16 protein-coding genes are annotated in these 26,200 nt (G+C 59.1%); 10 read left to right on the forward strand and 6 right to left on the reverse strand.

Features of this window, described 5'->3' with window-relative positions; all coding sequences use genetic code 11:
- Positions 1-16 precede the first annotated feature (16 nt).
- The 4 genes from TX23_RS00140 to TX23_RS00155 all read left to right on the forward strand — a co-directional run bounded on the left by TX23_RS00140 (position 17) and on the right by TX23_RS00155 (position 4,752).
- Positions 17-664 (forward strand): response regulator, encoded by a 648-nt coding sequence (locus TX23_RS00140; protein ID WP_057700489.1) that lies wholly within the window; start codon positions 17-19, stop codon positions 662-664.
- A gap of 110 nt (positions 665-774) precedes the next feature.
- Entirely contained in the window at positions 775-1,362 is a 588-nt protein-coding gene (locus TX23_RS00145; RefSeq protein ID WP_057700490.1) for a fimbrial protein, read from the forward strand.
- Between the two features lie 74 nt (positions 1,363-1,436).
- The gene (locus tag TX23_RS00150) at positions 1,437-2,186 is read left to right on the forward strand and encodes a fimbrial biogenesis chaperone (protein WP_057700491.1); all 750 of its coding nucleotides are present in this window, start codon (positions 1,437-1,439) and stop codon (positions 2,184-2,186) included.
- Positions 2,187-2,271: 85 nt separating this feature from the next.
- Positions 2,272-4,752, forward strand: a complete 2,481-nt coding sequence (locus TX23_RS00155; protein WP_057700492.1) for a fimbria/pilus outer membrane usher protein — start codon at positions 2,272-2,274, stop codon at positions 4,750-4,752.
- Between the two features lie 135 nt (positions 4,753-4,887).
- Here TX23_RS00155 and TX23_RS00160 read toward each other — a convergent pair whose 3' ends face one another.
- The 3 genes from TX23_RS00160 to TX23_RS00170 form a co-directional block, all read right to left on the reverse strand.
- Entirely contained in the window at positions 4,888-8,574 is a 3,687-nt protein-coding gene (locus TX23_RS00160; protein ID WP_057700493.1) for a translocation/assembly module TamB domain-containing protein, read from the reverse strand.
- Positions 8,574-10,301, reverse strand: a complete 1,728-nt coding sequence (locus TX23_RS00165; protein ID WP_057700494.1) for an autotransporter assembly complex protein TamA — start codon at positions 10,299-10,301, stop codon at positions 8,574-8,576. The genes TX23_RS00160 and TX23_RS00165 overlap by 1 nt, the downstream gene beginning before the upstream one ends.
- Before the next feature lie 63 nt (positions 10,302-10,364).
- Positions 10,365-11,015, reverse strand: a complete 651-nt coding sequence (locus TX23_RS00170) for a GNAT family N-acetyltransferase (protein WP_057700495.1) — start codon at positions 11,013-11,015, stop codon at positions 10,365-10,367.
- Between the two features lie 168 nt (positions 11,016-11,183).
- Here TX23_RS00170 and xthA point away from each other — a divergent pair, with 168 nt between their 5' ends.
- On the forward strand, positions 11,184-11,996 hold the full coding sequence (gene xthA / locus TX23_RS00175) for an exodeoxyribonuclease III (RefSeq protein WP_057700496.1): 813 nt from the start codon (positions 11,184-11,186) through the stop codon (positions 11,994-11,996).
- 210 nt (positions 11,997-12,206) lie between these two features.
- Positions 12,207-13,538: a substrate-binding domain-containing protein gene (locus tag TX23_RS00180; RefSeq protein WP_057700497.1), complete on the forward strand. Its 1,332-nt coding sequence runs from the start codon at positions 12,207-12,209 to the stop codon at positions 13,536-13,538.
- A 112-nt stretch (positions 13,539-13,650) separates the two neighbouring features.
- Here the strand turns inward: TX23_RS00180 and TX23_RS00185 are convergent, their stop codons facing one another.
- Positions 13,651-14,880 carry an acyl-CoA dehydrogenase gene (locus TX23_RS00185; RefSeq protein ID WP_057700498.1) on the reverse strand — a complete coding sequence of 410 codons (1,230 nt, stop codon included), beginning with the start codon at positions 14,878-14,880 and terminating at the stop codon, positions 13,651-13,653.
- Positions 14,881-15,030: 150 nt separating this feature from the next.
- Between TX23_RS00185 and TX23_RS00190 the strand changes: the two genes are divergently transcribed.
- The 3 genes from TX23_RS00190 (at position 15,031) to TX23_RS00200 (ending at position 17,450) form a co-directional block, all read left to right on the forward strand.
- Positions 15,031-15,960 carry a LysR family transcriptional regulator gene (locus TX23_RS00190; protein ID WP_057700499.1) on the forward strand — a complete coding sequence of 310 codons (930 nt, stop codon included), beginning with the start codon at positions 15,031-15,033 and terminating at the stop codon, positions 15,958-15,960.
- A gap of 181 nt (positions 15,961-16,141) precedes the next feature.
- Entirely contained in the window at positions 16,142-16,534 is a 393-nt protein-coding gene (locus TX23_RS00195; protein WP_057700500.1) for a MerR family transcriptional regulator, read from the forward strand.
- A 16-nt stretch (positions 16,535-16,550) separates the two neighbouring features.
- The gene (locus TX23_RS00200) at positions 16,551-17,450 is read left to right on the forward strand and encodes a hydroxymethylglutaryl-CoA lyase (protein WP_057700501.1); all 900 of its coding nucleotides are present in this window, start codon (positions 16,551-16,553) and stop codon (positions 17,448-17,450) included.
- Positions 17,451-18,002: 552 nt separating this feature from the next.
- On the opposite strand, the gene TX23_RS00205 is transcribed toward TX23_RS00200, so the two are convergent.
- Together TX23_RS00205 and TX23_RS00210 are read right to left on the reverse strand one after the other, a co-directional pair.
- Positions 18,003-23,150 carry an NEL-type E3 ubiquitin ligase domain-containing protein gene (locus tag TX23_RS00205; RefSeq protein WP_057700502.1) on the reverse strand — a complete coding sequence of 1,716 codons (5,148 nt, stop codon included), beginning with the start codon at positions 23,148-23,150 and terminating at the stop codon, positions 18,003-18,005.
- Positions 23,151-23,249: 99 nt separating this feature from the next.
- The gene (locus tag TX23_RS00210) at positions 23,250-24,881 is read right to left on the reverse strand and encodes an AMP-binding protein (RefSeq protein WP_057700503.1); all 1,632 of its coding nucleotides are present in this window, start codon (positions 24,879-24,881) and stop codon (positions 23,250-23,252) included.
- A gap of 151 nt (positions 24,882-25,032) precedes the next feature.
- Here TX23_RS00210 and TX23_RS00215 point away from each other — a divergent pair, with 151 nt between their 5' ends.
- Positions 25,033-26,196, forward strand: coding sequence for an isovaleryl-CoA dehydrogenase (locus TX23_RS00215; RefSeq protein WP_057700504.1), 1,164 nt, complete (start codon positions 25,033-25,035; stop codon positions 26,194-26,196).
- Positions 26,197-26,200 lie beyond the last annotated feature (4 nt).

Here is a 26,200-nt window from a genome sequence, read left to right on the forward strand (position 1 = left end):
TTTGGAAAATCATCCCATGGATACCCTCAATGTTGTCATTGCCGATGATCACCCCATCGTACTGGTGGGGGTGCGCGAGCTGATCGAGCGTGATACACGCTTTAAGGTGGTGGGCGCTGCCGTATGTTCGAATGAGCTGGTCGCGTTGTTGGTATCCAAACCGGTGGACCTGGTGGTCACCGACTTCAACATGCCCGGCGATTCGCCCTATGGCGATGGCCTCAAGTTGGTTGAATACCTGACACGGCGCTTTCCCAAGGTGGGGATAGTGGTGCTGACGATGATCTCCAACCCTTTGATACTGACGCGCCTGCAAGAACTCGGGGTGCTGGCCGTGATCCAGAAGCACCAATTACACGATGAAATCCAGGCCGCGCTCAAGGCTATCGCCCGGGGCAAGCCCATTCACCACAACGGGCCACAACCGACATCGGTGATGGACGATGGCGCTGACCTGGACCAACGATTCACCCGGTTGTCACCCAAGGAGCACGAGATTTTACGTTTGTTTGTCTCGGGGCAAAGTGTTAACGAGATTGCGCGCGGGCTGAACAGAAGTGCCAAGACCATCAGCACGCAAAAAGTCTCTGCAATGCGAAAACTGGAAGTAAGCAGTGATCAGGATTTACTGACTTATTGCATAGAGCGCAACGTGTTCAACTAACAAACTTACCCGCAACTACTTGAACCCTACTGTTTCTAAGGATCGTCTGATTCTCCACTAAGTGCTGACGCTTTATTGTGTTGCTTCAACCCCAATTATGGATAAGCAACATGAAAACGTTATCCCGAGCACTTCTGGCCCTGTCGATTTTCGCCGCAGCAGGCAATGCCCTGGCAGCTGACCCTGTTCCGACCAAGGCCGGCAGCGGCACCATCAACTTCACCGGCACCATCAACAACGATGCCTGTTCCGTTGACGGCGCGGGCACCAACAAAACCATTTCGGTGAACATGGGTGAAGTGTCGATCAAGGACATGGGCACCGCCACCGCGCCAAAAGGCAGCGGCACGCTGAGCGCCGAGAACTTCGAGATGAAGATCAACTGCAACGCCGGTACCAAGGTGGCCATGCTCTTCGAACCAACCTCCGGCAAAGGCAGCGGCCTGGTGACTGGCACTGGCGTGTTGAAAGTCATCGACGGCCTGGGCGCCGCCAAGAATATCGGTATTGCCTTGCTGGACAGCAATGGCGCGCTGATCGACCTGAAATCCCCAGCCACCGCGAAGGTCGAAAGCAACCTGCAGGACAGCAACGCGTCGCTGAAATTCTCGGCCGCCTATGTCACCACTGCCGATCCAAAACTGGCCGTGGCCGGTCGTGGCGACGCGACCCTGCCGTTCACCCTGCAATACGAATAACCCGCACGAGCATCACGGGTCCGTGCAGGGCCTGATCGGCCCTGCACATTCATTCATTTTGCGCGGTAGTCATCATGTTTTATCGTCAATCATTGTCCTTCTACGTCGGCCTGTTGGGCCTGCTGATGGTCAACCAGGCCGCAGCCGGTATTTCGTTGAGCAGCACGCGCCTGGTGTTCGATGGCAAGCATAAGGAAGCCGGTATCACGGTGCGTAACAGCGGTGAAGATGTGCTGATCCAGTCCTGGGTCGACACAAACAGCAGCGATGCCACCTCTGTCCCTTTTGCCGTCACCCCACCCTTGGTGCGGGTCAGCAACGATGAGCAGCAACTGTTGCGGGTGATCTACGAGGGCACGGGCATGCCGACCGACCGCGAGTCGGTGGTGTGGCTCAACGTGCAGGAAATCCCCAAGGCGTCGAAAACCCAGAACACCTTGCAACTCGCCGTACGCCAGCGCATCAAGGTGTTCTTCCGCCCTGCCGGGCTCAAAGCCGAAGCCTACCTGGCGCCAGCCGCATTGAAATGGCGCCTGGCCGAGCGTGCCGGCAAAAGCCTGCTGGTGGTGAACAACCCTGGCCTGTATCACGTGTCCATTGCCGAAATCACGTTGAAATCGGGTGCACTCAGCGAGCAGCCATTTGACTCTTTGATGATTGCGCCCGGCGAACACAAAGAGTTCACCCTGAAACACTTCACGCCCGGGCAGTCACCCAACTTGTTGTTTCGCAGCATTAACGACTACGGCGCACAAGACCGTTATAGCGCGCAACTTTCCCACTCGGCCGCTGTGCAAGCCAGTGCAATAAAAGACGCTTCTTAATACGTCCGTTTATTCAGCGGTCGCACTTTCACTGTATTTATCTTCGCTCCGTTAGTTCGTATCGGAGGTGATATAGGGTTCCTGCATGTGTGTATTCAAGTACGATGGATTGGCGCCGCTGTCGGTTGCCCTGATCTTCAGCAGCGCCTGCCTGGCTGACGGCGACGAACAATTCAATACCTCGTTCCTGCAGGGCACAGCCTCTGCCGTTGATGTGCAAGCACTGCTCGCCAGTAGCAGTGTGCTGCCCGGCAACTATCGGGTTGATCTTTACAGCAACGACACCCTGGTGGGTCGTCGCGATATCGACTTTCGCCATAACTCCGCCACCGATAAAACCGAGGCTTGCCTGACCCTTGAGATGGTGCAGCAACTGGGCGTCGATATCGCCAAATTGCAAGCGGCGGAAAAACTTGTCGATGATGACCCCAACGCCTGCATCAACCTGCCCGCCTTGATTGACCACTCCAGTGTGCGCTACGACGTGCCTCGCCTGCGCTTGCTGGTGAGCGTACCGCAAAGTGCCATGGAACGTGGCCGCCGTGGGTATGTAGACCCGGCCTTGTGGGATGATGGTGTGCCCGCCGCGTTCATCAACTACCAGCTGAGCAGCAGCCGCAACAGCAACCAGGGTGAAACCACGCTCTCCAACAACATTGGCCTGCGCAATGGCATAAACCTGGGCGGCTGGCGGCTGCGCAACGAATCAAACTTCAGCAGCAGCACTGGCCGCCCCAATACGTTCAAGAGCAACCGCAGCTACTTGCAACATGACGTCACGGCGTTGAAGGGCCAGTTCAGCGCCGGGGATATTTTCTCTGACGCCGACCTGTTCGACAGCGTGCGCTATCGCGGTTTGAAGCTGGCCTCGGACGACGGCATGCGCGCCGACAGCGAGCGTGGTTATGCGCCGATCATTCGCGGTATCGCCCAGTCCAGCGCGACCGTGGAGATTCGCCAGAATAACTACATCCTCTACACAGCCAACGTCCCGCCGGGTCCATTCGAGATCAGCGACATTTACCCCAGCGGCTCCAACGGCGACCTGGAAGTGACGATTATCGAAGCTGATGGCCGACGCCGGGTCACGGTGCAGGCGTTTTCCAGCTTGCCAATCATGGTGCGCCAGGGCCAACTCAAATACAGCGTGTCGGCCGGGCAGTACAACAGCAACAGCGATGACCAGAAGTCACCGCAGTTCGTCAGCAGCACCCTGGCCTACGGCATCAGCAGCAACCTGTCCGGGATCATCGGCGCCCAGGCGACGGAAAATTTCCAGGCCATGTCCGTCGGCGCTGGCCGTAATACCTCCATCGGTGCGGTGTCCCTGGACGTGACCCATTCGGTCAGTCGCACCTTTGGCCAGGCGGTCACGGGCAACAGCGTGCGGGCCTTGTATGCCAAGACGTTTACCGGCACCGACACCAGCTTCACCCTCGCCGCTTATCGCTATTCCACCGAGGGTTACCGCACCCTCAGCGATCACGTCGAGGAACTGAGCCATGAAGGCGAGAAGCGCACCGGCAACTCGAAAACCCGTACCGACCTGACCATCAACCAGAGCCTTGGCCTCAACCAGCAATATGGCAGCATCTACGTGAACGCCAGTGACCAGCGTTATTGGGGCCGCGGGGGTTCGCAAAGCCTGTCGGCGGGCTACAGCAACTATTGGGGCGAGGTGAGTTACAACCTGGGCGCAACCTACACCAAGGATGTCGGCAACTATGGGCCAGCGAACAACGACACGCTGGTCAACCTGTCGCTGTCCTTCCCTCTGGGCTCAAAACCCCGCGCGCCGCGAGCCTTTGTCTCCGCAAGCACGCAGAAAGCCAGCGACACCACGCAAGTGGGAATCAACGGCTACCTGTCCGAAGACAGCGACACCTATTACTCGGTGCAAGGCGGTAACAGCAGCACAGGCGGCAGCACCGGCTCGGCCAACCTCAGCACTCGCACCTCGGTGATGGACATCAGTGCCGGTTACAGCCAGGGCCGTGGGTATAACTCGCAGAACCTCAACCTGGCCGGTTCCGTGGTAGGCCACGCGGGCGGCATCAACCTTGGGCAAACCGTGGGTGAGACCTTTGCGTTGGCGCAGGTCGAAGGGGTAAAAGGCGCGAAGATCGGCAGTTACTCCGGCGCCAAGACCGGCAGCAATGGCTTTGCCGTAGTGCCCAACGCGCAACCCTATCGCGTCAACTGGATCAGCCTGGACACCCGTGACCTGGGCACCGATATCGAGATCGATAACGCCACCCAGCAAGTGGTGCCGCGACGCGGTGCAGTGGTGTTGGCGCGCTATGCCAGCAAGACCGGGCGACGTGTACAGTTCGCATTGTTCGATGCCCAGCATCGGCCGATCCCGTTTGGCGCAGCGCTTGAAGACAGTGCTGGCAAGCAAATCGCAATTGCCGACCCCAGCGGCAAGGCGCTGGCGTTGGTTGAAGCCGACACTGGCACCCTGGTCATCACTTGGCAAGACCAGCGGTGTGAGGTGCCTTACGCATTGCCGCAGCGCAACAAGGCGTTGAACTATGAGCGGGTGGAGCTGAGCTGTCGTCCCTAGTTCGCCGGTCTGTTTTGTAGGAGCGAGCTTGCTCGCGAAAAACTCAAGGGCGCCGCGTTCATTCAGAAAGCACGCGTTATCGTTGACGTCTTTCGCGAGCAAGCTCGCTCCTACAGAAAGTGTTCCGTATACCCCTCAGAAATCGCGCTTGTAGAAGATATCCAGAGAGCTGGCCACACCCGTGGCCACTTCCAGGTACACCTTCTTGCTCAGCAGGTAGCGCAAGGCAATGGTGTTAGCCGGCTCGAACACCCCTACCCCATAACGCAGACTGAGTTTCTCGTTGATCTTGCCGCTGGCCACCACTGCGGTGCTGTTACCCGTACCCTGGGTGTCCAGATCAAAATCCTGAATCCCCAGCTTATTGGCAATATCCGAAGTCACGCCAGCGCTGCCCATCAGGCCCAGGCCCAGGGCGGCTTCGGCGAGCATGTTGTTGTCTTCGCCGGTGTTGGTACGCGAACGGCCCAGCACCAGGTAAGACAGCGCATCTTCCTGGGCCATGGCCGGCTCGGAGAAGATTTGTGTAGTGGGCTGTTCGGCGCTGCCACTCAGGCGGATACCTGCGGTGACCGTGCGGCTGGATTCGGTGACGATGCGCACCGCTTCGATATCCAGGAACGGCTGGTCCAAGGGCCCCGCGAACAACAGCCGCGCGCGGCGTACGTTGAGGCGCTGGCCGTAGGCGCGGTAGCGGCCGTCGTTGAGCCACAGCTCGCCACGGGTGTCCATGTTGTCGCCGATATGCACATGGCCCTGAACCTTGGCGGTGAGGCCGAAGCCGGCGAAGTTGAGCTGGTCTTCACCCACTTCCACGTCGATGTCCATCGCCATGGCCATCGGCGGTTTGCCCTCTTCGGTCTGGCTGCCGATGATCACCGTGTCGTCGGAAACCTTGACGGTCGACGGCGGCAACTCACGCACGGTGATGTCGCCACGGGGGATATGGACCTTGCCGGCGATCGCCAGCTTGTCGTCCTTGAGGCTGATTTTAAGGTCGGGCGCCACCTCCAGCTTGGCGTAGGGTTCCACCGTCACCGGCAGTTGCGAGCCTTTGAGGCTGAGGTCGACCACCAGGGCACGCCCCCAGTCGATCTGCCCCGTGAGGCTGCCCTGCCCCGCCTTGCCGCTGTGCCAGCCACCGTTGAGTTGCACGCTTTCACCGGCGATTTGCGCCCGCAGGTTCAAGCCCTCAAGGCTGATGGGCAACTCCGGCCCGGAGACTTCACCGTCCACCAGGTTCAGGTTGCCGTTGACCTGCGGCGCGAGCAACCCGCCGGAGATGCGGCCGCTGCCGTTGAGCTTGCCGGTGAGTTTTTCAACCATTGGCACAAAGGGCCGCGCCACGGCGAGGTCAAGGCCAGTAAGGCTGAAGTTGCCGGTGATTGGCTTGTTGTTTGGCAGCGGGTTGATCTGCGCCTGCAACAGCAACTCGCCGAGCTTGCCGCCATGAAAGTTGAGCTGAGTGTCGATGCGCTTGGGGTTGAGGGTGGTTTCCAGCTTCAGGGTGTTGTAGGGGAAATCCAGCCATTGGCCCTTGTCGCGCACGCGCAACGTGCCACCGCTGGCATCTACCGCTACCACACCCTTGGGGCCGCTTTCGGGCAGGTCAAGCTGCACGTCAGCATTGAGCTTGCCCTGCCAGGCGAAGTCTTTGGGCAAAAATGCCGCAAGGCTGTCGATGGGAAATTGCTTGAGGTGGTAACGCAGCTTCGGTTCGGGCATCAGGCGCTGGTCTTCGCCACACAGGCTGGCAGGGCCGGAAACCCAGCAGTGCGCACCGAAGGTCAGCTTGCCATCGGCCAGCCGCTCGATTTTTGCCGGGGCTTGCAGCCGCCAGTCCTGGCCGCCTGCTTGCACGTTGCCGCTGGCCAGGCGTCCGCGCCAGTTGTCTTTGTCGAGGTTGCCAGCCAATGCCAGGGCCAGCTTGACCAAGGGGCCGGCCAGGTCCAACTGGACCTTTTGGTTCTTGATATCGCCCTGGGCGCTGGCGGTCAGGTTGCCGACCTGGGTTTCGCCGGCGTAGATGCCGCTGGCCTTGAGGTCGAGCCTGGCGCGTTGGGCGGTATCGAGGCTGGCGTCGAGGTTGAGCGATTGCAGGCGGTTGTCGGCAAATGCCAGTTGTTGGCCCTTGAGGTCGAGCTTGCCTTGCGGCGCTTTCAAGGTACCGGCTACATCGACACGCCCATTGATTTGCCCGCGCAGTTGCGGCCAGAGCTGGGCCAGGCGCGTCAGCTTGATGTCGATCTGCCCGGCCAGGCGTTGTTGCAGGCTGCCGCTGCCGTTGATGCGGTTGTCACCCAGGCGAATATCCAGGTTGGCGAGGGTCCATTGTTCGCCTGCACCTTCGGCCTTGGCCGCCAACACAGCGGTTTGCCCGCGCAGGCGGCCCTTGAGGTCGAGGTCAGCGTTGAGCTTGAGTTGTTCGTTCTTGAACTCGCCTTTGCTGCGAAGCGGTCCGGCCAGGGTGCCGGGTAACTCGGCCACCCAGTACGCCGGGTTCAGTGCCGACAGGTCCAGGGCGGTATCCCAGGCAATACCATCGGCAAACTGCAGGTTCAGGTGGCCTTCGGCCTTACCCTGGCCGGCGGTCAGTTTCAACTCGGGCAGGAAAACTTGCTTGAGGTCGCCACTGAAGGGGGTGACCACATTGAACTTACCCGCCGGGCCGTCGAGGTCGGCCTTGAGATTGCCCAGGTAATTGCCGTCTTTATAGGAGATTTCACCATTGAAGGTACGCAATGCCACTTGTGGCTCGTCGATCAGGGGATAGAGGCGATGCCAGGGGAAGTCCAGCCAGTCGATTTTGGCGTCAGCACTGAAGCCTTGTTGCCAATCCAGGTTGGCACTGAGCTTGAGGCTTTGCTGGTCACCGGCATTCAGGTCCAGCCCGGCGATCTGCGCGCCCTTGGCGTCAACCTTGCCTTGCAGCAGTAAATCCACCGGGCCTTTTTCCGCCGGTAGCACGGCCTTGCCGAGTAACTGGTAGCCACTTTTCAGGTCGCCCTTGGCACTCAGGTCCAACTGGTTGAGTTGCAAGGTATCGGGCAGGTCGGCGCTGGGTTTGAACGCCTCGGAGGTGATGCGCACCTGCGCCGGCAGGTTTTCTACCAGGGGTTGCAGCTCGCCGCTGAGCTTGGCCGGTAGGTAACCGCTGCTGTCGGCGTCGACTTTGAGGGTTTTGAGCAGGTCGCCGTCGATCTTGAGCGCAACGCTCCAGGGAGCACCGCCAGGGGCGTAGGGCAGGCTCAGGTTGCCGGTGGCGTTCAGCGGCCAGTCGCCGGTGGGTTGCAGCAGGCCGGCGAGGTCCAGCACCAGGTCGTCGCGCTGTAAATGTACCGAGTCGATCTGCATACCGGCGCCAGTCCAGTGCGCCGCCAGTTGCAGGCCCTTGAGTTCTTCGCTGCCGTTGAACAGCAGGCGACCGATGCGCACATCGCCCAACTGGATCGCAACCGGCAGCTTGAGTTCAGGCAGTTGGATCGGCCCGCTGCTGCTTTCGTCGGTACTGGGCGCAAATTCCAGGCTGACCTGTTCTACATCCAATCGGTTGATGCAAAGGGTCATGCGAAGCAGGCAGCCGGGCGACCAGTCAAACTTTGGCGCATTCAACTCGACGCGGCTGCCATCTTGCTGCCACAGCAGATGGTCGGCGCTCCACTGCCCGCCCAGGCGGCCATGAAAATTCTCCACGCTCAAGCCCGGCACCTGGCCCAGCGCCCAGCGGCTGCCCGCCTGAGTGCCGAGCACCGTCCACAGCGTCAACAGCAACAGCGCGAGGATGGCGACCAGCGCCAGCCCCGCTATTTTCAAACCACGCATCACAGCTCAGGTCCCATGGAAAAGTGCAAGCGAACGCCGCCCGGATCTTCGAGGGCATGGGCCAAGTCAAGGCGGATCGGCCCCACCGGCGATACCCAGCGCACGCCGACGCCCACGCCGGTTTTCAGGCTCGGCAGGTCGAGGTTGTTGAACGAGTTGCCCTGGTCGATAAAGGTCGCGATACGCCATTTGTCGGTGATGGAGTATTGATACTCGGCACTCAAGGCCACCATGTAGCGACCACCGATGCGATCGCCGCGATCGTTCTCTGGTGACAGGGTCTGGTACTCGTAACCGCGCACGCTCTGGTCACCACCGGCAAAGAAGCGCAACGACGGCGGCACGGATTTGTAGCCGTTGGTGGCACTGCCGCCAAATTGTGCGCGCCCCAGAAAGCGGTGGTTGTCCCACAAGGTGGTCAGGCCTTTGACGGTGGCCGTGCCGTAAAGCAGGTTGGTGTCAGACCCCAGCCCCTCTTTGGCGACCTTGGTGTCGAACATCAGGCGATACCCATGGTGCGGATCGATTCGGTTGTCGCTGCGCAGGTAGGAATAACTGACCCCCGGCATCAACAGGTTACTCATCCCCGAGTCATTGCCCAGGCGGTATTCTTCACGCTGGTACTTGAGAGAAATCACGCGCGTCCAGCCGCTGGGCAACTTGCTGTGCCATTCAGGGCCGACGGTGAGCAGCTTGCTCAAGGTGTCGGTGTTGGCGATCTCTTCATTCTGATAGCCGCCGGCGAAGCGCAATTTGTCGGTGAGCGGCGGGTCGAGGGGGATGTCGTACCACAGGCCGACGTTCTGCCGCGGTGCCGACAACTCGGCTTCCCAGCCATAACTGTGGCCCTGGGGGTTGACCCAGTGCCGCGTCCAGTTGGCTTTGCCCCGTGGGCCGACGTCAGTGGAGTAGCCCAGGCCAAGGCCCATGGTGCGCGGCTTGCGGGTTTCCAGTTGTACGGCGACCGGGATCACATCATCGGTCGCGGCCGTGGGGCTGGCGTCTACGCGCACGCCTTCGAAGAAGCCGCTGGCTTGCAGGTTCTGGTTGAGTTCGGCGACCAGTTCGGAGTCATACGGCGTGCCGCTGTCAAAGGGCACCATGCGTTGCAACAGCTCTTCATCAAACGGCGTGTCGCCGCTGAAGCTGACCTTGCCCATGCTGTAGCGCGGGCCGCTGTCGTAAATAAGCTCGATGTCGGCCACGCCCGCTTGAGGGTCAACCGCGAGCTTCTGGCTGGTAAAGCGCCCGCTGAAAAACCCGTAGCGCGAGGCCTGGTTCTGGATCAGGCGCTTGGCGTCTTCGTAATGGCCGTGGTTAAGCACCGCGCCGGATTTGAGGTCGTCGCTGGCGGGCACGCGAAAGGCCTTGAGGCTCGCGGCCTGGCCATCGACCCGAATGGTCACGTCGCGCAAGTGCACTGGTTCGCCGGGATCGATGGTGAGGGTCAGACGCGGATTCTTGCCGCCCTTCACCTCGCTGGCGATCTGTGGCTGATAGAAGCCCAAAGCCTGCGCGGCTTTGCGCGCCTGCTCCTCGGCGCCACGGCTGAACCGCAGCAAGGCTTCTTCGTCACGATCGCCGACCCCGCCGATATAGCCTTCGATATTGGCTTTCAGCGCGTCGTTTGAGGGTTTGATCCGCACGTCCAGTTCGCTTTGCGCCAATGCGCCGCAGCTTGTGAACAGCAGAATCAAGCCGCTGGTAAATCTTCCTGGAAACTTCATAGGCGCGGATGCTACACGAGCGAGGTAGGGACTTAGAACCGGGAATTGTCTGAATAATTCTGGCTAAGCCGTTGCAGGATGTAACGCCTGGGGATTGGGATGGAAAAACACATGCTCCAGTACCGGCCCTACAGCGACCTCACCGATCTCTTCATAGCCTTGGCGCTTGTAGAAATCCAGGTAACGGGAGTTGCCGGTGTCGAGCACCACGCCTGAGGAATGCGGGTCGTCAGCGCACCAATTGTGGACGGCTTCGAGCAGTTGCTCACCATGATGCTGGCCCTGGAACTGCGGGTGAATGCCCAGCAGCGGCAACACATGCACGGCCTCGCTGGGCAAGCACGCCAGTACGGCCTGATGATATTCCAGGTAACGTCGCGTGCCGCGCACCCCGGTGCTCAGCCACATGCGGATCTGCCAGGCCCAGCTCTCGGTGATGCCCAGGCGACGTTGCGGCGGTGCAATCAGGGCGATGCCGATCAGCCGGTCGTTGACGAACAGGCCGATGGCGGGAAGTTTCTGGAAGAAGTGCTGCTTGACCAATTCGCGCACGGTGGCGCGCACCCGCTGCTCGTAACCCGGCCGCTCGGCTTCAAAGATGTAGGCGAAGGTCGGTTCGTGGCGATACGCCTGATAAAGCAGGGATCGCGCTTCACGGGAATAACCGCTATTGAGCAGGCGGATTTCGGCAGTGGCCGTCGAAGTGTCTGGCATAACAGTCAATCTCCCTGGGCGCCACTCAAACATGGCGTTCTTATGGGTACGAACCTGCACAGCTCCAGTCGTTCCCCGACATTAGCAGCGCATTGCCCCTACCGCCACACTGGCCCCCATCCGACTTGTCGGCTAGCATCGCCCTTTTGCCAGACTGGACTGCCGACCATGAAAATCGTCTCCTTCAATATCAACGGGCTGCGTGCTCGCCCTCATCAGTTGGCGGCGCTGATTGAAAAGCATCAACCCGACGTGATCGGCCTGCAGGAAACCAAGGTCCACGATGATCAGTTCCCGCTGGCCGAAGTGCAGGCCCTGGGTTATCACGTGTACTACCACGGACAGAAAGGCCATTACGGCGTGGCCCTGCTCTCGCGCCAGCCGGCCTTGAGCCTGCACAAAGGTTTCGCCAGCGATGAAGAAGACGCCCAGCGCCGTTTTATCTGGGGCACCTTTGCCGACGAACATGGCCAGCCGGTCACCATCATGAACGGCTATTTCCCCCAGGGCGAAAGCCGCGACCACCCCACCAAGTTCCCGGCCAAGCAGCGCTTCTACGAAGACTTGCAGCACCTGCTGGAAAGCCAGTTCAGCAATGACCAGGCGCTGGTGGTGATGGGCGATGTGAACATTTCCCCGCAAGACTGCGACATCGGCATCGGCGCCGACAACGCCAAACGCTGGCTGAAAACCGGCAAGTGCAGCTTCCTGCCGGAAGAGCGCGAGTGGATGGAGCGCCTGAAAAACTGGGGCCTGGTAGACAGTTTCCGCCACCTCAACCCGGATGTGACCGACCGTTTCAGCTGGTTCGACTACCGCAGCCGTGGTTTTGAGGATGAGCCCAAGCGTGGGTTGCGCATTGACGTGATCATGGCGTCGACCGGGCTGGTGCCACGGATCAAGGATGCCGGGGTGGATTACGATTTGCGCGGGCTGGAGAAGCCTTCGGATCATGCGCCGATCTGGCTGGAATTGAGCTGAGCTCAAAAATAAATTGTAGGAGCGAGCTTGCTCGCGAAGAACTTGAAAGCGCCGCGTTAAAACAGATTCGCTGCGTTATCGTTGACGGTTTTCGCGAGCAAGCTCGCTCCTACAGGGCATCAGGGTTTGCCGGCGCCTGTGTCGGTCATATTGCTGCAATCCAACTGACTTAATCTCCCGGCACTCCCTTTGGCTTGAGAAGGTGCCGGCATGATGCTGCGCGTTCTGTTCCTGTGTTTTGCCCTCGCGCTCCCCGCGGTGGCAGCTTCCCTTCCCATTCCCGACCAAGGCCCGGCCCTGCGCATCCAGGGCTCCAACACCATCGGCGCAGCTCTCGGCCCGGCGTTGGTCAAGGGTTTGATGGAGTATCAAGGCTTACGGGATGTGCGCAGCGAACCGGGTGCCGGGGCAAATGAACAGCGTGTGGTCGGCACGATACGTCAAGGCAAGACGGTGACCATCGAAATCGCGGCCCACGGTTCCAGCACCGGCTTTATCGCGCTGAAAAACGCCCGCGCCGACCTGGCCGCGGCGTCGCGCCCCATCAAGGACGGCGAACTGGTGGACCTTGAACCTCTGGGCGACCTGAAAGGCCCCGATGCCGAACAGGTCATCGCCATTGATGGCCTGGCGATCATTGTTAACCCGCGCAACTCACTCCATAGCCTGACCACCGAGCAGTTGGCTCAGATCTTCAACGGTGAAGTCAGCACCTGGGAGGCGTTGGGCGGGAGTGGCGGGGCCATTCATTTATATGCCCGTGATGATCAGTCCGGCACCTACGACACCTTCAAAGAACTGGTGCTCGACCGACGCAAGCAACCGCTCGCGCCCGCCGCCAAGCGTTTCGAATCCAGCGAACAGTTGTCCGATGCCGTCAGCCAGGACCTTCAGGGTATCGGCTTTATCGGCCTGCCCTATGTGCGTCAGGCCAAGGCGGTGGCGATTGTGGACGGTGACTCGCAACCGATGTTGCCGCTGACCAGCCTGATCGCCACCGAAGATTACCCGCTGTCGCGTCGGCTGTTCTTCTACTTGCCACCCTCCTCCCCCAACCCGTGGGCCAAGGCGCTGGTGGACTTTACCCAAGGCAGCAAGGGCCAGGCGATAGTGGCGGCCAATGGCTTTATCGCCCAGCAAGTGCAGGCGATCGGCGTGACACCGCGCCCGTCGATGCCGGACGATTACCAGGCCATCGCCCGCGACGCTCAGCGCCTGACGGTAAATTTTCGTTTCGAAGAGGGTAGCGCCAGCCTCGACAACAAGGCGCGCCAGGATTTGCAGCGGGTAGTGGCTTATATCAAAAACCAGGGCAAAGTGAACAAGCAGGTCACGCTGGTGGGGTTTGGCGATACCAAGAATGATCCGCAGCGTGCGGCATTGTTGTCGAAATTGCGGGCGATGGCGGTGCGCCGCGAGCTGGTCAAAAGCGGCGTGGTGCTCAAGGATATTCGCGGGTTTGGCGCGCAGATGCCGGTGGCGGCCAATACTGCGGATGAGGGGCGAATCAAGAATCGGCGGGTGGAGGTATGGGTGTATTGAAATTTTGGGGGTTGGTGTGCCTGGACTGGCCTCATCGGGGGCAAGCCCCCTCCCACCTTTGACTGTATTCGCAAATCAAAATGTGGGAGGGGGCTTGCCCCAGATTGGGGTGTTACTGCCCGCCGCGCATCAATTCCCGCGGCACATATTTGCCAATCTCAAACTTGCCAATCGCTGCGCGATGCACTTCGTCCGGGCCGTCGGCCAGGCGCAGGGTGCGTTGCATGGCGTACATATAGGCCAGCGGAAAATCATTGGAAACCCCGGCGCCGCCGTGAATCTGGATGGCGCGGTCGATCACCTTCAAGGCCACATTCGGCGCCACCACCTTGATCTGGGCGATTTCGCTTTTCGCTACTTTATTGCCCACCGTGTCCATCATGTACGCCGCTTTCAGAGTCAGCAGACGCGCCATGTCGATTTCCATGCGCGAGTCGGCGATCTTGTCGATATTGCCGCCCAGACGAGCCAGCGGCTTGCCGAATGCGGTGCGGCTTACCGAGCGCTTGCACATCAATTCCAACGCGCGCTCGGCCATGCCGACAGAGCGCATGCAGTGGTGGATACGGCCCGGGCCGAGGCGTCCCTGGGCGATTTCGAAGCCACGACCTTCACCCAGCAAGACATTTTCATACGGCACACGCACGTTTTCGAACAACACTTCAGCATGGCCATGAGGCGCATCGTCGTAGCCGAACACCGGCAACGGGCGCACGATTTTCACGCCGGGGGTGTCTACCGGCACCAGGATCATTGAGTGCTGCTGGTGGCGTGGTGCATCCGGATTGCTCAGGCCCATGAAGATCAGGATTTTGCAGCGCGGGTCACAGGCGCCGGAGGTCCACCATTTCTTGCCGTTGATCACCCACTCATCGCCCTGGCGTTCAGCGCGGGCGGCCATGTTGGTGGCGTCCGAGGAGGCGACATCGGGCTCGGTCATGGCGAAGGCCGAGCGAATTTCGCCACGCAACAGCGGTTCAAGCCAGCGTTGTTTCTGCTCTTCGTTGGCGTAGCGCACCAGCACTTCCATATTGCCGGTGTCGGGTGCGGAGCAGTTGAACGGCTCCGGGCCCAATAACGAGCGGCCCATGATTTCCGCCAGCGGCGCGTATTCGAGGTTGGTCAGGCCAGCGCCGAGTTCGGATTCGGGCAGGAACAGGTTCCACAAGCCCTCGGCCTTAGCCTTGGCCTTGAGCTCTTCCATGATTGCGGTGGGCTGCCAGCGATCACCTTCGCTGACCTGGCGTTCGAACACCGGCTCGGCCGGGTAGACGTAGGCGTCCATAAACGCAGTGACGCGTTCACGCAGTTCCTGAACCTTGGGCGAATAGGCGAAATCCATGAGCAGCTCCCTTCTCTGAGAGGTTGTTTAGGTCATGCATTCGATGCTAGAACAGCGCTGATAATTTACCTAGCCTATTCTCGGCGTGTATTAACATTCATCACCGATATATGATCGGCGTATGGACACTCACAATAAGAGCGCAACGAAATGAATTTGAGCAAGGTCGATCTCAACCTCTTCATCGTCTTTGATGCGATCTACACCGAAGCCAACCTGACCCGCGCCGGGCAGATCGTCGGCATCACCCAGCCGGCTGTGTCCAACGCCCTGGCGCGCCTGCGCGAAACCTTCAACGACCCGCTGTTCGTGCGTACCGCCCAAGGCATGGTGCCCACACCGATGGCGCAGAACATCATCGGCCCGGTGCGCAATGCGCTGTCGTTGCTGCGGGTGTCGGTGCAGGAGAGTCGGATTTTCAATCCCCAGCAGGCGGCCAAGACCTACCGCATCAGCATGACCGACCTCACTGAAGCGGTGATCCTGCCGTTATTGTTCCAGCGCCTGCGTCGCCTGGCGCCGACGGTGGTGATCGAGAGTTTCCTGTCCAAGCGCCGTGAGACCACCAAGGAACTGGCCGCCGGGCGCCTGGATTTTGCTGTGGATGCGCCGCTCAACACCGACCCGCAGGTGCGCCATGTCAAGCTGATGGAAGACCGCTACGTGTGCGCCATGCGCAAGGGTCACCCCATGGCCGGCAAAGACAAATTCAGCCTGGACGATTACCTGTCGCTGACCCACATTCATATTTCCAGCCGTCGCAATGGCTTGGGCCATGTGGACCTGGCGCTGGGCAAGATGGGCATCCAGCGCAAGATCGCCCTGCGCTCGCAGCACTACCTGATGGCTTCGCAAGTGTTGCAGCAGACCGACATGGTCATGACCGTGCCCGAGCGCTTCGCCCGCCGCCATGAACTGCACTGGTTCAACCTGCCGCTCAACGACGTGCCGCCGGTGGAAACCCACCTGTACTGGCACGAAAGCACCGACCAGGACCCGGCAAACCGCTGGATGCGTGAGCAAATGATCGAGTTGTGCCAGCAAGTCACCGCCCACGAAAAGAAGCTCGACAAATTGTAGGAGCGGGGGGGATGCCTAGTTCTTGCTCGCGAAAATCGTCAACGATAACGTGGGCTGCCTGGTTCAACCCGGAGCTCTCGGGTTTTTCGCGAGCAAGCTCGCGCCTACAGTACTGATGACGGCCTTGACGTTCACGTCAACCTGCAATTAGCTTAGCGCCAAGCCTTTCTTGAGCACCGCCATGAGCACCACCTACAGCATCTCCGACCTCGCCCGCGAGCTCGATATCACTACACGCGCCATTCGCTTCTATGAAGAACAAGGCCTGCTGGCTCCGGAACGCCGGGGCCAGGAGCGCATCTACTCGGCGCGGGACAAGGTCAGCCTCAAGCTGATCCTGCGGGGCAAGCGCATCGGCTTTTCCCTGGCCGAATGCCGCGAACTGATCGAACTCTACGACCCCAGCGGCGGCAACCAGATCCAGCTCAACAGCATGTTGGCCAAAATCGCCGAACGCCGCGAACAGCTGGAACAGCAGCTGCTGGATATCGAACAAATGAAGCTGGAACTGGACACCGCCGAAGAGCGCTGCACCCAGGCCCTGGCGCAGACCATCAGCCAAGCCGGCCATTAACCAGAAGGTAACTGCCATGTCCCTCCCCTCTTACGTGCGCCTGGTGGAAGTCGGCCCACGCGACGGTTTGCAGAACGAAGCCCAGCCCATCAGCGTGGCGGACAAAGTCCAGTTGGTAGATGCATTGAGCGAAGCCGGGTTGAGCTATATCGAAGTCGGCAGTTTTGTCTCGCCCAAATGGGTACCGCAGATGGCCGGTTCGGCTGAGGTATTCGCGCAGATCCAGCGCAAGCCTGGCGTGACCTACGGTGCGCTGGCGCCGAACCTGCGCGGCTTTGAGGATGCGCTGGCGGCCGGCGTCAAGGAAGTTGCGGTGTTTGCTGCGGCGTCTGAGGCGTTTTCCCAGCGCAATATCAACTGCTCTATCAGCGAAAGCCTGGAGCGATTCGCGCCGATCATGGCGGCGGCCAAGCAGCACGGCGTCAGCGTGCGCGGGTATGTGTCGTGCGTGCTGGGCTGCCCCTATGAAGGCGATGTTGCCCCGGAGCAAGTCGCCGCGGTCGCCCGTGAGCTGTACGCGATGGGCTGCTATGAAGTCTCACTGGGCGACACCATCGGCACAGGCACCGCGGGCGCAACCCGGCGCCTGTTCGAAGTGGTCGGCGCGCAAGTGCCGAGGGACAAGCTGGCCGGGCATTTCCATGACACCTACGGCCAGGCCATCGCCAATATCTATGCCAGCCTGCTCGAAGGCATCCATGTGTTCGACAGCTCTATCGCGGGCCTCGGCGGCTGCCCTTACGCCAAAGGCGCCAGCGGTAACGTTGCCACCGAAGACGTGCTGTACCTGCTCAACGGTTTGGGGATCGAAACCGGGATCGACCTGGAACGCCTGATTGGCGCGGGCCAGCAGATCAGCCATGTTCTTGGGCGACCGACAGGGTCTCGTGTTGCGAAGGTGCGTAACGCCGGTTGAGTAGCACAGCTGTGACAATGTGTTACCGCACACATACACAACGGGTAACGCGGGAACAGAATTCGTCGTGCTTAGGCAACACCCTTTCCAGGAAAAAACATAAGCTCTTGATTTTAAACGGTTTTTAAAAGTTGGCACGGCTTCTGCTATCTCTATGGCATAACAAGAATAAAAAGCGCCAAACCTAATAAAAACAAGACGAAACGACTCTGACATAACAAAAACAACACGGCAGAGACGCAGCTAACAGATTTTTTTGGAGAAGATGTGCTTCGCAGGGTACGGCGTGCCGCAACCCGCAACCGGATAGAGAAAAATAAAACTACCTCAGGTAGCTACCACTGGTTGGATCGTTTACGAAGAAGCAGGTCAGCGTTCAAAAAAATATGTTTGCTCTTGACCCCGGATGGGGGTCGCTAAAAACAGCAGTACGGGCCACGGCTACCAAAAACAACAACAGGCCGCCCCTCAATAATAAAAAAGAGCACGCAACGACAAATTAAAGGGGACCTTCGGGTCCCCTTTGTGCATCCAGAGGTTGATAGCTCAGAGCTACACTCCCGGCTCCGCCGCGTGGTTATCGAGTACCTTTCGCGTCAGCATCCTTAACCCGTTATTTTGCTGCTCCCTGCGCGCAACGCCGAGCGCGCGCATCTGCGCGTCGTAAAAGCCGCTTTGCATCGAACCATCGGCCAAAATCTCATCCTTAGTCATACCCAGCAAGGTTCCCAGCCGCTCAACCACCGCATCTCGATTGGCTTGCCAAGCGTCTCGTGTCGCTTGATCCGCGTCAGCGTCCGGCTCCGCTTGCAATTGCGATAACGTCTCCAGCGCTTCACTTTTTTCCTCGATATTTGCCATGTCGGGGCCTGTCAAGGAATTGAATTCACGGGCGTAGTGTTTACGCAGATACCTTTCCCAGTATTCTTGCCCAACCAAAAAATCGACTTCGTCGCTACCTATCGCTTCGGCTCTAAGCACCTCTACGTAAGCGTCCTCGATCGCTGTTTGACTCACGTCGGCGATTGCAGGGAAGAGCATTCTGCGCGTCTTGACCGGCAGCCCAAGCCTGTCCGCCAGGCGGATCCTGTATGCCAGGATCACTTCGCTTTGCTCTTTGAACTCAACGCCTCGGGCAGTCACATCTCGCTGCGCAATGTCGTCCACCAACTTCAGACGAAACAATTTTTTCGACGCCACCAACAGTTGATTTTCGAGAGCTGGACCCTCTGCCAGTTGCGTAGTTTCCAGCACGAACAGCTCTCGCTCCAGATTCATGAATTCCAGCGTACTTCCATCACCACAGGTAAACCTTTCATCGGCAATATCGAACATCAGTTCACGAAAACTCTCGTGTTCACTGACAGCCGTAAGCATCTCCCAAATACGCTCACGCAATTGCGGCCGGGTTACCACGCTTTGGTATTCAGCAGAGCGGGTAACGTCAGTGATGATGGTAAAAAACGCGCTTGAGTTCGGATCCGCGCCCAGCGAATCCCAAAGTGGTTCGCAGCGTGTTCGCTCGGTGTGTTCCAGATCGCGTAGCCATAACTCGCGCCCTTCAGCACGGGTGACATGTGCCCATAACGGTTGAACATACGGTGCGCGGTTACCAAGACGTGCAACGGTTTCTTCAGATAACGGATTATCGTGCAGGTTGATTCTTTCAATATTATCGAACGCATAATCAGGCAGCGTACTGATCTGATTTGAATGCAGATCAATCGCGGCGAGCTGCGTCAGATGCTCGGCTCCAGAGGGAAATGTGTGCGTCTCGGTATTGCTCAAGTCGAGTCGATTGAGGCTTCGTAGCCCGCTTATATCAGCGGTCCAGCCCAACCGGAGGTTGTCTGCCAGATTAAGAATTTTCAACCCGCCCATGCGTTCCAGGCGCGCGCTCGCCTGTGCGGTCAGCGCCAGGTCGTTTGCGCTCAAATCCAGTTTGGTCAGTCCAGCCCCTTCATTGGCAAACTCCGGCAGTTGGGTCAGATAGTTCCCACTAGCCTTTAACCAACGCAACCGGCCAAAAGCCCGCAGGAACACCATCGAGTCATCGGTCAGCCACATACGGCTCAAATTCAAGCTGCCCACGTGATCCATATTGGCGGTGATCGCTGGCAGTTGCTGAATGTTTTCATCGGATATATCAAGGGTATGACCAATGGGGCTCCCATCTGCTGCGTGCGCTTGCGCAGAGATACGCCGCCAGGCAGATTTGATTCTGGACGCGACTCTGCGCCTGCTGTCGGAGAGATTCGCTCCGCCCTCCTGGACCCAATGAGTCAAGGTGGTATGGAGTCCTTCGAATTCCTTCTCCAGCTCAATCAATCGCGCCAGGAAATCAGCATGGCTTCGCCCTTCCATGCCCAACAATGCTCGCACCTCTTCAGTTTCCAGGGTGGGGTACAGCCGCCCCACCTTGAGGTCACATATGAACGGGAGTTCGGCAGCCCCCGTTACAGGGCTCAGTGGATAGCCATAACGCCCGTCGGCAAGGCGCATGGGCGATTTGTAGCCTGGCTTGATGGGCTGCACATTCAGCGCCTGCCTGGCCGACGCTTCGTTCAATGGCTGTCGCACAAGTTCTCTCTTCAGGTTATCTGTCGCGGCCCTGAGCCGCGCCCAGTCGCCAAACTCGCCGCCCGTAGCGAACCAAAGCGCGCTGTAGAACGCATCTTTGTCTGAGCGCGCGTACAGCGTTTCGTCCAATGCGTTGCGAACCTCCCAACGCGTCATGCTGAGACGAATTATCCGAAACCGTTTGAGGGCATCGCGTTCTCCAACCTGATCCAGCAACGTTCCTGTTGAGCTGTCGGCGCGCAGCTCGATGCCTATCCCCTGCAGTTTTCCGGGGATGGCTGCCAGCTTGTGCAAGGCAAGCCGCACGCTATCCATCGTGAGCCGGGTGCCAAAGTGAAGCGCGGCATGAGCGCGCAGCAGACGCGCACGCGGCAGATAGCTTCGGGCCTCCTCTGCCAGGCGCAATGGCACACGCGAGCTTTGCTCCATGTAGGTCATTTCTGCGCTGGTGGCATGTTGCAGCAGCTCTTCAATAACCAGTTTGGGCAAGCCTGGAAAGGAGCGCTGGACCAATTGCACGTTGGGATCACTGGACAGGTTACCGGCTGCAAGGTCGCGCTCGATGAGGTCATCGCGTTGTTCCCGCGCCAGCTTCAACAAGCGACGCTGATAATGGGCCAACCGCTTGGCATAGGAAGGCACGTCGAGTGCCCTTTCACTGACTGGCCGTTGCAGATGATCGGGCAATTCAACCTCGACATCACCGGTCACGATCGTATCGAGCGTGACCGTGTCACGTGGAATGCCCTCTTTCAACAACATGCGCGCTTCAGCAAGGTCCAACTGCGCCAGTAAGGGCTGCAGGATGCGCCCCGAGAGAACCTCCTCTTCGCTCAGTACCACGGTTTCCTGCACGGCGATATCGGGGGTGGAACGCCAAATGGTTTCTCCGGCAGCATTTCTGATTTCCAGCACCTTGGTACTGGGCCATGCGCCATCGCGCTGGAGCAGGTCGAGCTGCTGGTAACCACTCACACGCCCAAACTCTTCAGGATGAGTGCTGCTCAGGTTGTCGAGCAAGGTCTGGTAACTGAGGTGGATGTCAAAGTGCCTCAGGCCTTCGCGGAACAGCGGCGCAGGTAACTGCTGATCAATGTAAAGTCGGCGTAGCTCGTCATCCGTGACCCCACTCATGATTCTGAGCTGTTCCAGTTCGGTATCGCTCAGTGCATCGACCGTGTGCCCTATGCGGCGCAGCAAGGTTCTGCGATCCCACCCCAGGGGTTGTTCGAACTCGTGGACCCAGGCACCACCGCCGTTATGACGAATTCGCGGTGAATACTGCGATGCCCCATCCGGATGCACAAGCCTGGTCCCGCCGTCGCCCTCCATGATCCGGTAGTGTGCGGCATCCACCGGCAGATAGGCTTGACCTTGATGAACGTACAAGCCTCTGGCATCTGGCTTGATGTCAGCGGGTAATGTCACCGAGTGCTTGAATGTTCCCAAGTCAGAATCGTGCAAGCGCACCCTTGCGTCCGCAAATTCGATACGAACCAGGCGTTTGACGAACGCCGAGTCCTTAGCCAGCATCAGTGCCTTGGGCACCGCCAGCCCAGCCGCCCCCAGCAACACCGCCGAGAAATGCCCCCAGGCCTCCTGGGTCTGCCCCTCGGACCACGCCTCTGCGCCCTCGACGAACTCATTGAACATTTGCACTGCCGCGACGGCCAACATGACATCGCCAAGAACAGGGACCACAAACGCAGCCACGTTAAGAATATCCAGCGCCTTGTTGCCCCACCACGCCAACCGAGCGCTGTGCTCACGCGCGTCAATGTCATGCGTCGACACCGCTGCGGTACTGCTATTGCTGATGATCGAGCGGATTCTGTGTAGCGCGCTGTCATACCACACATCTTTCCACGCCATTGCATAACCGTAGTCCGCTGGACTACTGAGCCTGCGTTTTGAACCGAGGTCAAAATCGTCGAATGGCGTGAATACCCCCTCGGGATCCAGCATTGCCTTAAGCCGTGTGAAAAAAACATCCTGTTGGGAAAGCAGCACGAACTGACTGAAAAATGCACGGTACTTGGCGCTGCACAAACGTGTTGTCAGGTGGTCGGCGAACAGATCGAGATTGGGGTATTCCTTAAGTACGAACTCCGGGTCGCCGGGTATATAAACCAAGCAGCGAGCAGGCAGGATTAAAGTACTCCTGAAGTAGGTTTTAACCACTACAGGGCCGATGATCAGAATCTGTTCCAGGGCGCATGCGCACAGCGAAAACCTTGAGTACTTGACCTCCAATCCATCCAAGGTGAGTTCACTCTGGTTGATCAGGAGATTCTTGATCAACGCATGGCTATCCGTCTGAATGTCCTGCTTCATCACGGCGATTTGCGCAGCCAGCGCCAGCTGATTTCGATGGGCTGTGATCATCGAGCTGTAGAGTTTGCCGGACGACGCACCTGGGGTTGTCGAACGGATCTGAGCATTGAGCGTGTTACGGACATGGTCGTAGTACTTTGCACCTAGATCCAACTCCCGGCACATCCGCGCAAACTCGTGCGCCTCGATTCGAACCCGAACGGTCTTTACGTCGCCAGGAATCGGTCGTGCTTGCGGCAAGCGCCGATGAAAGTTGTACTCGGTAATCAGGTGACAGTCCTTGCAGGCCGGGACCTTGGCCTCATCCTCGGTGAAGTTGCCCAACGCGGCTTCGAGCAGGCTGACTCCCTTGTAGAAATAGAACACTGGATCCAACACCACGGCACTGCTGCGTGCAACTGCAGTGGGCATGCGTTCACACTGCAACTCTTCCATTTTGCGCGCGTAAAAAACACGCAAAACATCCAGCCGAAGGTTGAATGTTTTTTCAATGGCCGCCACCAGCAGAGGCGCTGCAAAATCAACCGGGCTTTTCAACTCAACCAACAACTGATCCAGCTGATTCAATGATCGCCGGCTGCGCGCGTGGATATTCTTGAGGTTCGCCCTGGACTCCTCTGATGCATATCGATACCAATCAGGAATCTTCAGCGGCTGAAGAGCCAGTTGTCTTTTGTGCTCTGCCAGCGACTGCGTATACCAGTCAGGTGTGTTGTCTTGGAGGGTATAGAAGTGAACGCTTTGTTCGTCCGCGTCAGGCGCCGCAGAGGGAGGACTGGCTGTCATGTGGAATATCCCGAGGATAGCGAAGTAAGTTCGCTACCCTAAGGGGCCCGTCGCACAGGCAGGTCATACAGGGCTACCACCCTTTGGGGGCTTACGGTTTCAGTTTCGTTTGAGTTCCTCCAAGGTCATCTCGCGCATACGAAACTTCTGAATCTTGCCGGTGACCGTCATCGGAAACTCGTCCACAAATTTAAAGTACCTGGGCGTCTTGAAGTGGGCGATGCGGTCCTTGCACCAGCTCAACAGTTCCAGCTCGTTGGCCACATGGCCGGGATGGAATTTGATCCAGGCGACGATTTCTTCACCGTAACGCTCATCCGGAATACCGATGATCTGCACGTCGGCCACGGCCGGATGGGTGAAGAAAAACTCCTCCAGTTCACGCGGGTATACGTTTTCGCCGCCGCGAATAATCATGTCCTTGTTCCGCCCGGCAATGCAGACGTAGCCGTGTTCATCCATGGTCGCCAGGTCGCCGGTGTGCATCCAGCCGGCCGCATCGATTGCCTCGCGGGTGCTGTCGGGGTTGTTCCAGTAACCGAGCATCACGCTGTAGCCACGCGTACACAGCTCACCGATCACGCCACGAGCCACGGTGTTGCCGGCATCGTCGACAATCTTGGTCTCCAGTTGCGGTTGGATGCGGCCCACCGTGGTGACGCGCCGTTCTATATCGTCATCCGCTCCGGTTTGCAGCGACACAGGGCTGGTTTCGGTCATGCCGTAGGCAATCTGCACTTCGCTCATATGCAGTTCGTTGATGACCCGACGCATGACTTCGATAGGGCATGTCGCCCCGGCCATGATGCCGGTGCGCAGGCTGGCCAAGTCGAACTCGGCCCGTCGCGGGTGATCGAGCATGGCGATAAACATGGTCGGCACGCCATACAGGCCGGTGGCGCGTTCTTCGGCGGCGGCGGTCAATGTCAGCAGCGGGTCGAAACCGTCATTGGGATAGATCATGGTGGTGCCGTGGGTGATGCAACCGAGGTTGCCCATCACCATGCCGAAGCAGTGATACAACGGCACCGGGATGACCAGGCGGTCCTGCGCGGTCAGGCCCAGGCTTTCGCCGACCATGTAACCGTTATTAAGGATGTTGTGGTGACTGAGGGTAGCCCCCTTGGGAAAGCCCGTGGTGCCGGAGGTGTACTGGATATTTACCGGTTGATCGAAATGCAGGCTGGCCTGGCGGCTGTGCAGTTGCTCGGGCGGCACGCCTGCGCCAAGGTCTGCTAACTGCGACCAGGGCAAAAACTCCGGCGGCGGGCTGGGATCAAGGCTGATCAGGCCGCGCAACTCAGGCTTGAGTGCCTGGAGCATGGCGTGGTAATCGGAGGTCTTGAACGAACCGGCGCACACCAGCCATTGGCAGTCGGATTGCTTGAGCACGTAATCCAGTTCACTGCTGCGATAGGCCGGGTTGATGTTGACCAGAATGACGCCAAGCTTGGCGCTCGCGATCTGGCAGATCAGCCACTCGTCGCAATTGGGTGCCCATATGCCCAGGCGGTCGCCGACCTGCATGCCCAATGCGAGGAACGCACGGGCGTGCAGATCAACCGTCTCGGCCAGTTGCCGCCAGGTGTAGCGCCGCTGCTGATGGCGAACCACCAAGGCTTCGCCATCAGGATACTGCGCGACGGTTTGATCGAACGCCTGGCCAATGGTCATGGCCAGCAAGGTCTTGTCCTGGGAGCCACGGCTGTAGCTCTGATTCGGTTGATCCATAACGACCCCTTGTTGTCTTTTTTGTAGGTTGACGTAAACGTAAACTACGATTGACAGCATCGCAACGCAAGCTTACGTTAACGTAAAGGTGAGCGCCCTCCTCTTGCGGCCCACCCACACAACAACAAAGTCCACATTAAGGTGCCTGTCCATGAGTTACCCGTCCCTGAACTTCGCCCTCGGCGAAACCATCGACATGCTACGCGACCAGGTGCAGTCCTTCGTGGCCAAGGAAGTCGCTCCGCGTGCAGCGCAGATCGACATCGATAATCTGTTTCCCGCCGACCTGTGGCGCAAGTTCGGGGACATGGGTCTGCTGGGCATCACCGTGCCGGAAGAATACGGCGGTGCCGGCCTGGGCTACCTGGCCCACGTGGTGAGCATGGAAGAAATCAGCCGCGGCTCGGCCTCGGTGGCGCTCTCATACGGTGCTCACTCCAACCTGTGCGTCAACCAGATCAACCGCAACGGCAACCACGAACAGAAACTCAAGTACCTGCCCAAGTTGATCAGCGGCGAGCACATTGGCGCCCTCGCCATGAGCGAGCCGAATGCCGGCTCCGACGTGGTCTCAATGAAACTGCGTGCCGACAAACGCGGCGACCACTACGTCCTCAATGGCAGCAAGACCTGGATCACTAACGGCCCCGACGCCAATACTTATGTGATCTACGCCAAGACCGACCTGGAAAAGGGCCCCCACGGCATTACCGCCTTTATCGTCGAGCGCGACTGGAAAGGCTTCAGTCGCAGCAACAAGTTCGACAAGCTGGGCATGCGCGGCTCCAATACCTGCGAGCTGTTTTTCGATGACGTCGAAGTACCCGAAGAAAACATCCTCGGCGTGCTCAATGGCGGCGTGAAAGTGTTGATGAGCGGCCTGGATTACGAACGCGTGGTGCTCTCCGGCGGCCCTACCGGGATCATGCAGGCGTGCATGGACTTGATCGTGCCCTACATCCACGACCGCAAGCAGTTCGGCCAGAGCATCGGCGAATTCCAGCTGATCCAGGGCAAGGTTGCCGACATGTACACCCAGCTCAACGCCAGCCGCGCCTACCTCTACGCCGTGGCCCAAGCTTGCGAGCGCGGCGAGACGACGCGCAAGGATGCCGCCGGCGTGATCCTGTACAGCGCCGAGCGCGCCACGCAAATGGCTCTGGATGCGATCCAGATTCTGGGCGGCAACGGCTATATCAACGAATTCCCCGCCGGGCGCCTGTTGCGTGACGCCAAGCTGTATGAAATCGGCGCCGGTACCAGCGAGATTCGGCGGATGTTGATCGGTCGCGAACTGTTCAACGAAACCCGCTGAAGGA

This window comes from Pseudomonas paralactis, from assembly GCF_001439735.1.
Taxonomy (GTDB): Bacteria; Pseudomonadota; Gammaproteobacteria; order Pseudomonadales; family Pseudomonadaceae; genus Aquipseudomonas; species Aquipseudomonas paralactis.

What these genes read in the sequence shown, in the direction of transcription:
- TX23_RS00205 (WP_057700502.1), bottom strand. Translation starts at nt 23,150, where the DNA reads ATGACAGCCAGTCCTCCCTCTGCGGCGCCTGACGCGGACGAACAAAGC.
- TX23_RS00140 (WP_057700489.1), top strand. Translation starts at nt 17, where the DNA reads ATGGATACCCTCAATGTTGTCATTGCCGATGATCACCCCATCGTACTG.
- TX23_RS00150 (WP_057700491.1), top strand. Translation starts at nt 1,437, where the DNA reads ATGTTTTATCGTCAATCATTGTCCTTCTACGTCGGCCTGTTGGGCCTG.
- TX23_RS00155 (WP_057700492.1), top strand. Translation starts at nt 2,272, where the DNA reads ATGTGTGTATTCAAGTACGATGGATTGGCGCCGCTGTCGGTTGCCCTG.
- TX23_RS00210 (WP_057700503.1), bottom strand. Translation starts at nt 24,881, where the DNA reads ATGGATCAACCGAATCAGAGCTACAGCCGTGGCTCCCAGGACAAGACC.
- TX23_RS00200 (WP_057700501.1), top strand. Translation starts at nt 16,551, where the DNA reads ATGTCCCTCCCCTCTTACGTGCGCCTGGTGGAAGTCGGCCCACGCGAC.
- TX23_RS00180 (WP_057700497.1), top strand. Translation starts at nt 12,207, where the DNA reads ATGATGCTGCGCGTTCTGTTCCTGTGTTTTGCCCTCGCGCTCCCCGCG.
- TX23_RS00160 (WP_057700493.1), bottom strand. Translation starts at nt 8,574, where the DNA reads ATGCGTGGTTTGAAAATAGCGGGGCTGGCGCTGGTCGCCATCCTCGCG.
- TX23_RS00185 (WP_057700498.1), bottom strand. Translation starts at nt 14,880, where the DNA reads ATGGATTTCGCCTATTCGCCCAAGGTTCAGGAACTGCGTGAACGCGTC.
- xthA (WP_057700496.1), top strand. Translation starts at nt 11,184, where the DNA reads ATGAAAATCGTCTCCTTCAATATCAACGGGCTGCGTGCTCGCCCTCAT.
- TX23_RS00145 (WP_057700490.1), top strand. Translation starts at nt 775, where the DNA reads ATGAAAACGTTATCCCGAGCACTTCTGGCCCTGTCGATTTTCGCCGCA.
- TX23_RS00190 (WP_057700499.1), top strand. Translation starts at nt 15,031, where the DNA reads ATGAATTTGAGCAAGGTCGATCTCAACCTCTTCATCGTCTTTGATGCG.
- TX23_RS00165 (WP_057700494.1), bottom strand. Translation starts at nt 10,301, where the DNA reads ATGAAGTTTCCAGGAAGATTTACCAGCGGCTTGATTCTGCTGTTCACA.
- TX23_RS00215 (WP_057700504.1), top strand. Translation starts at nt 25,033, where the DNA reads ATGAGTTACCCGTCCCTGAACTTCGCCCTCGGCGAAACCATCGACATG.
- TX23_RS00170 (WP_057700495.1), bottom strand. Translation starts at nt 11,015, where the DNA reads ATGCCAGACACTTCGACGGCCACTGCCGAAATCCGCCTGCTCAATAGC.
- TX23_RS00195 (WP_057700500.1), top strand. Translation starts at nt 16,142, where the DNA reads ATGAGCACCACCTACAGCATCTCCGACCTCGCCCGCGAGCTCGATATC.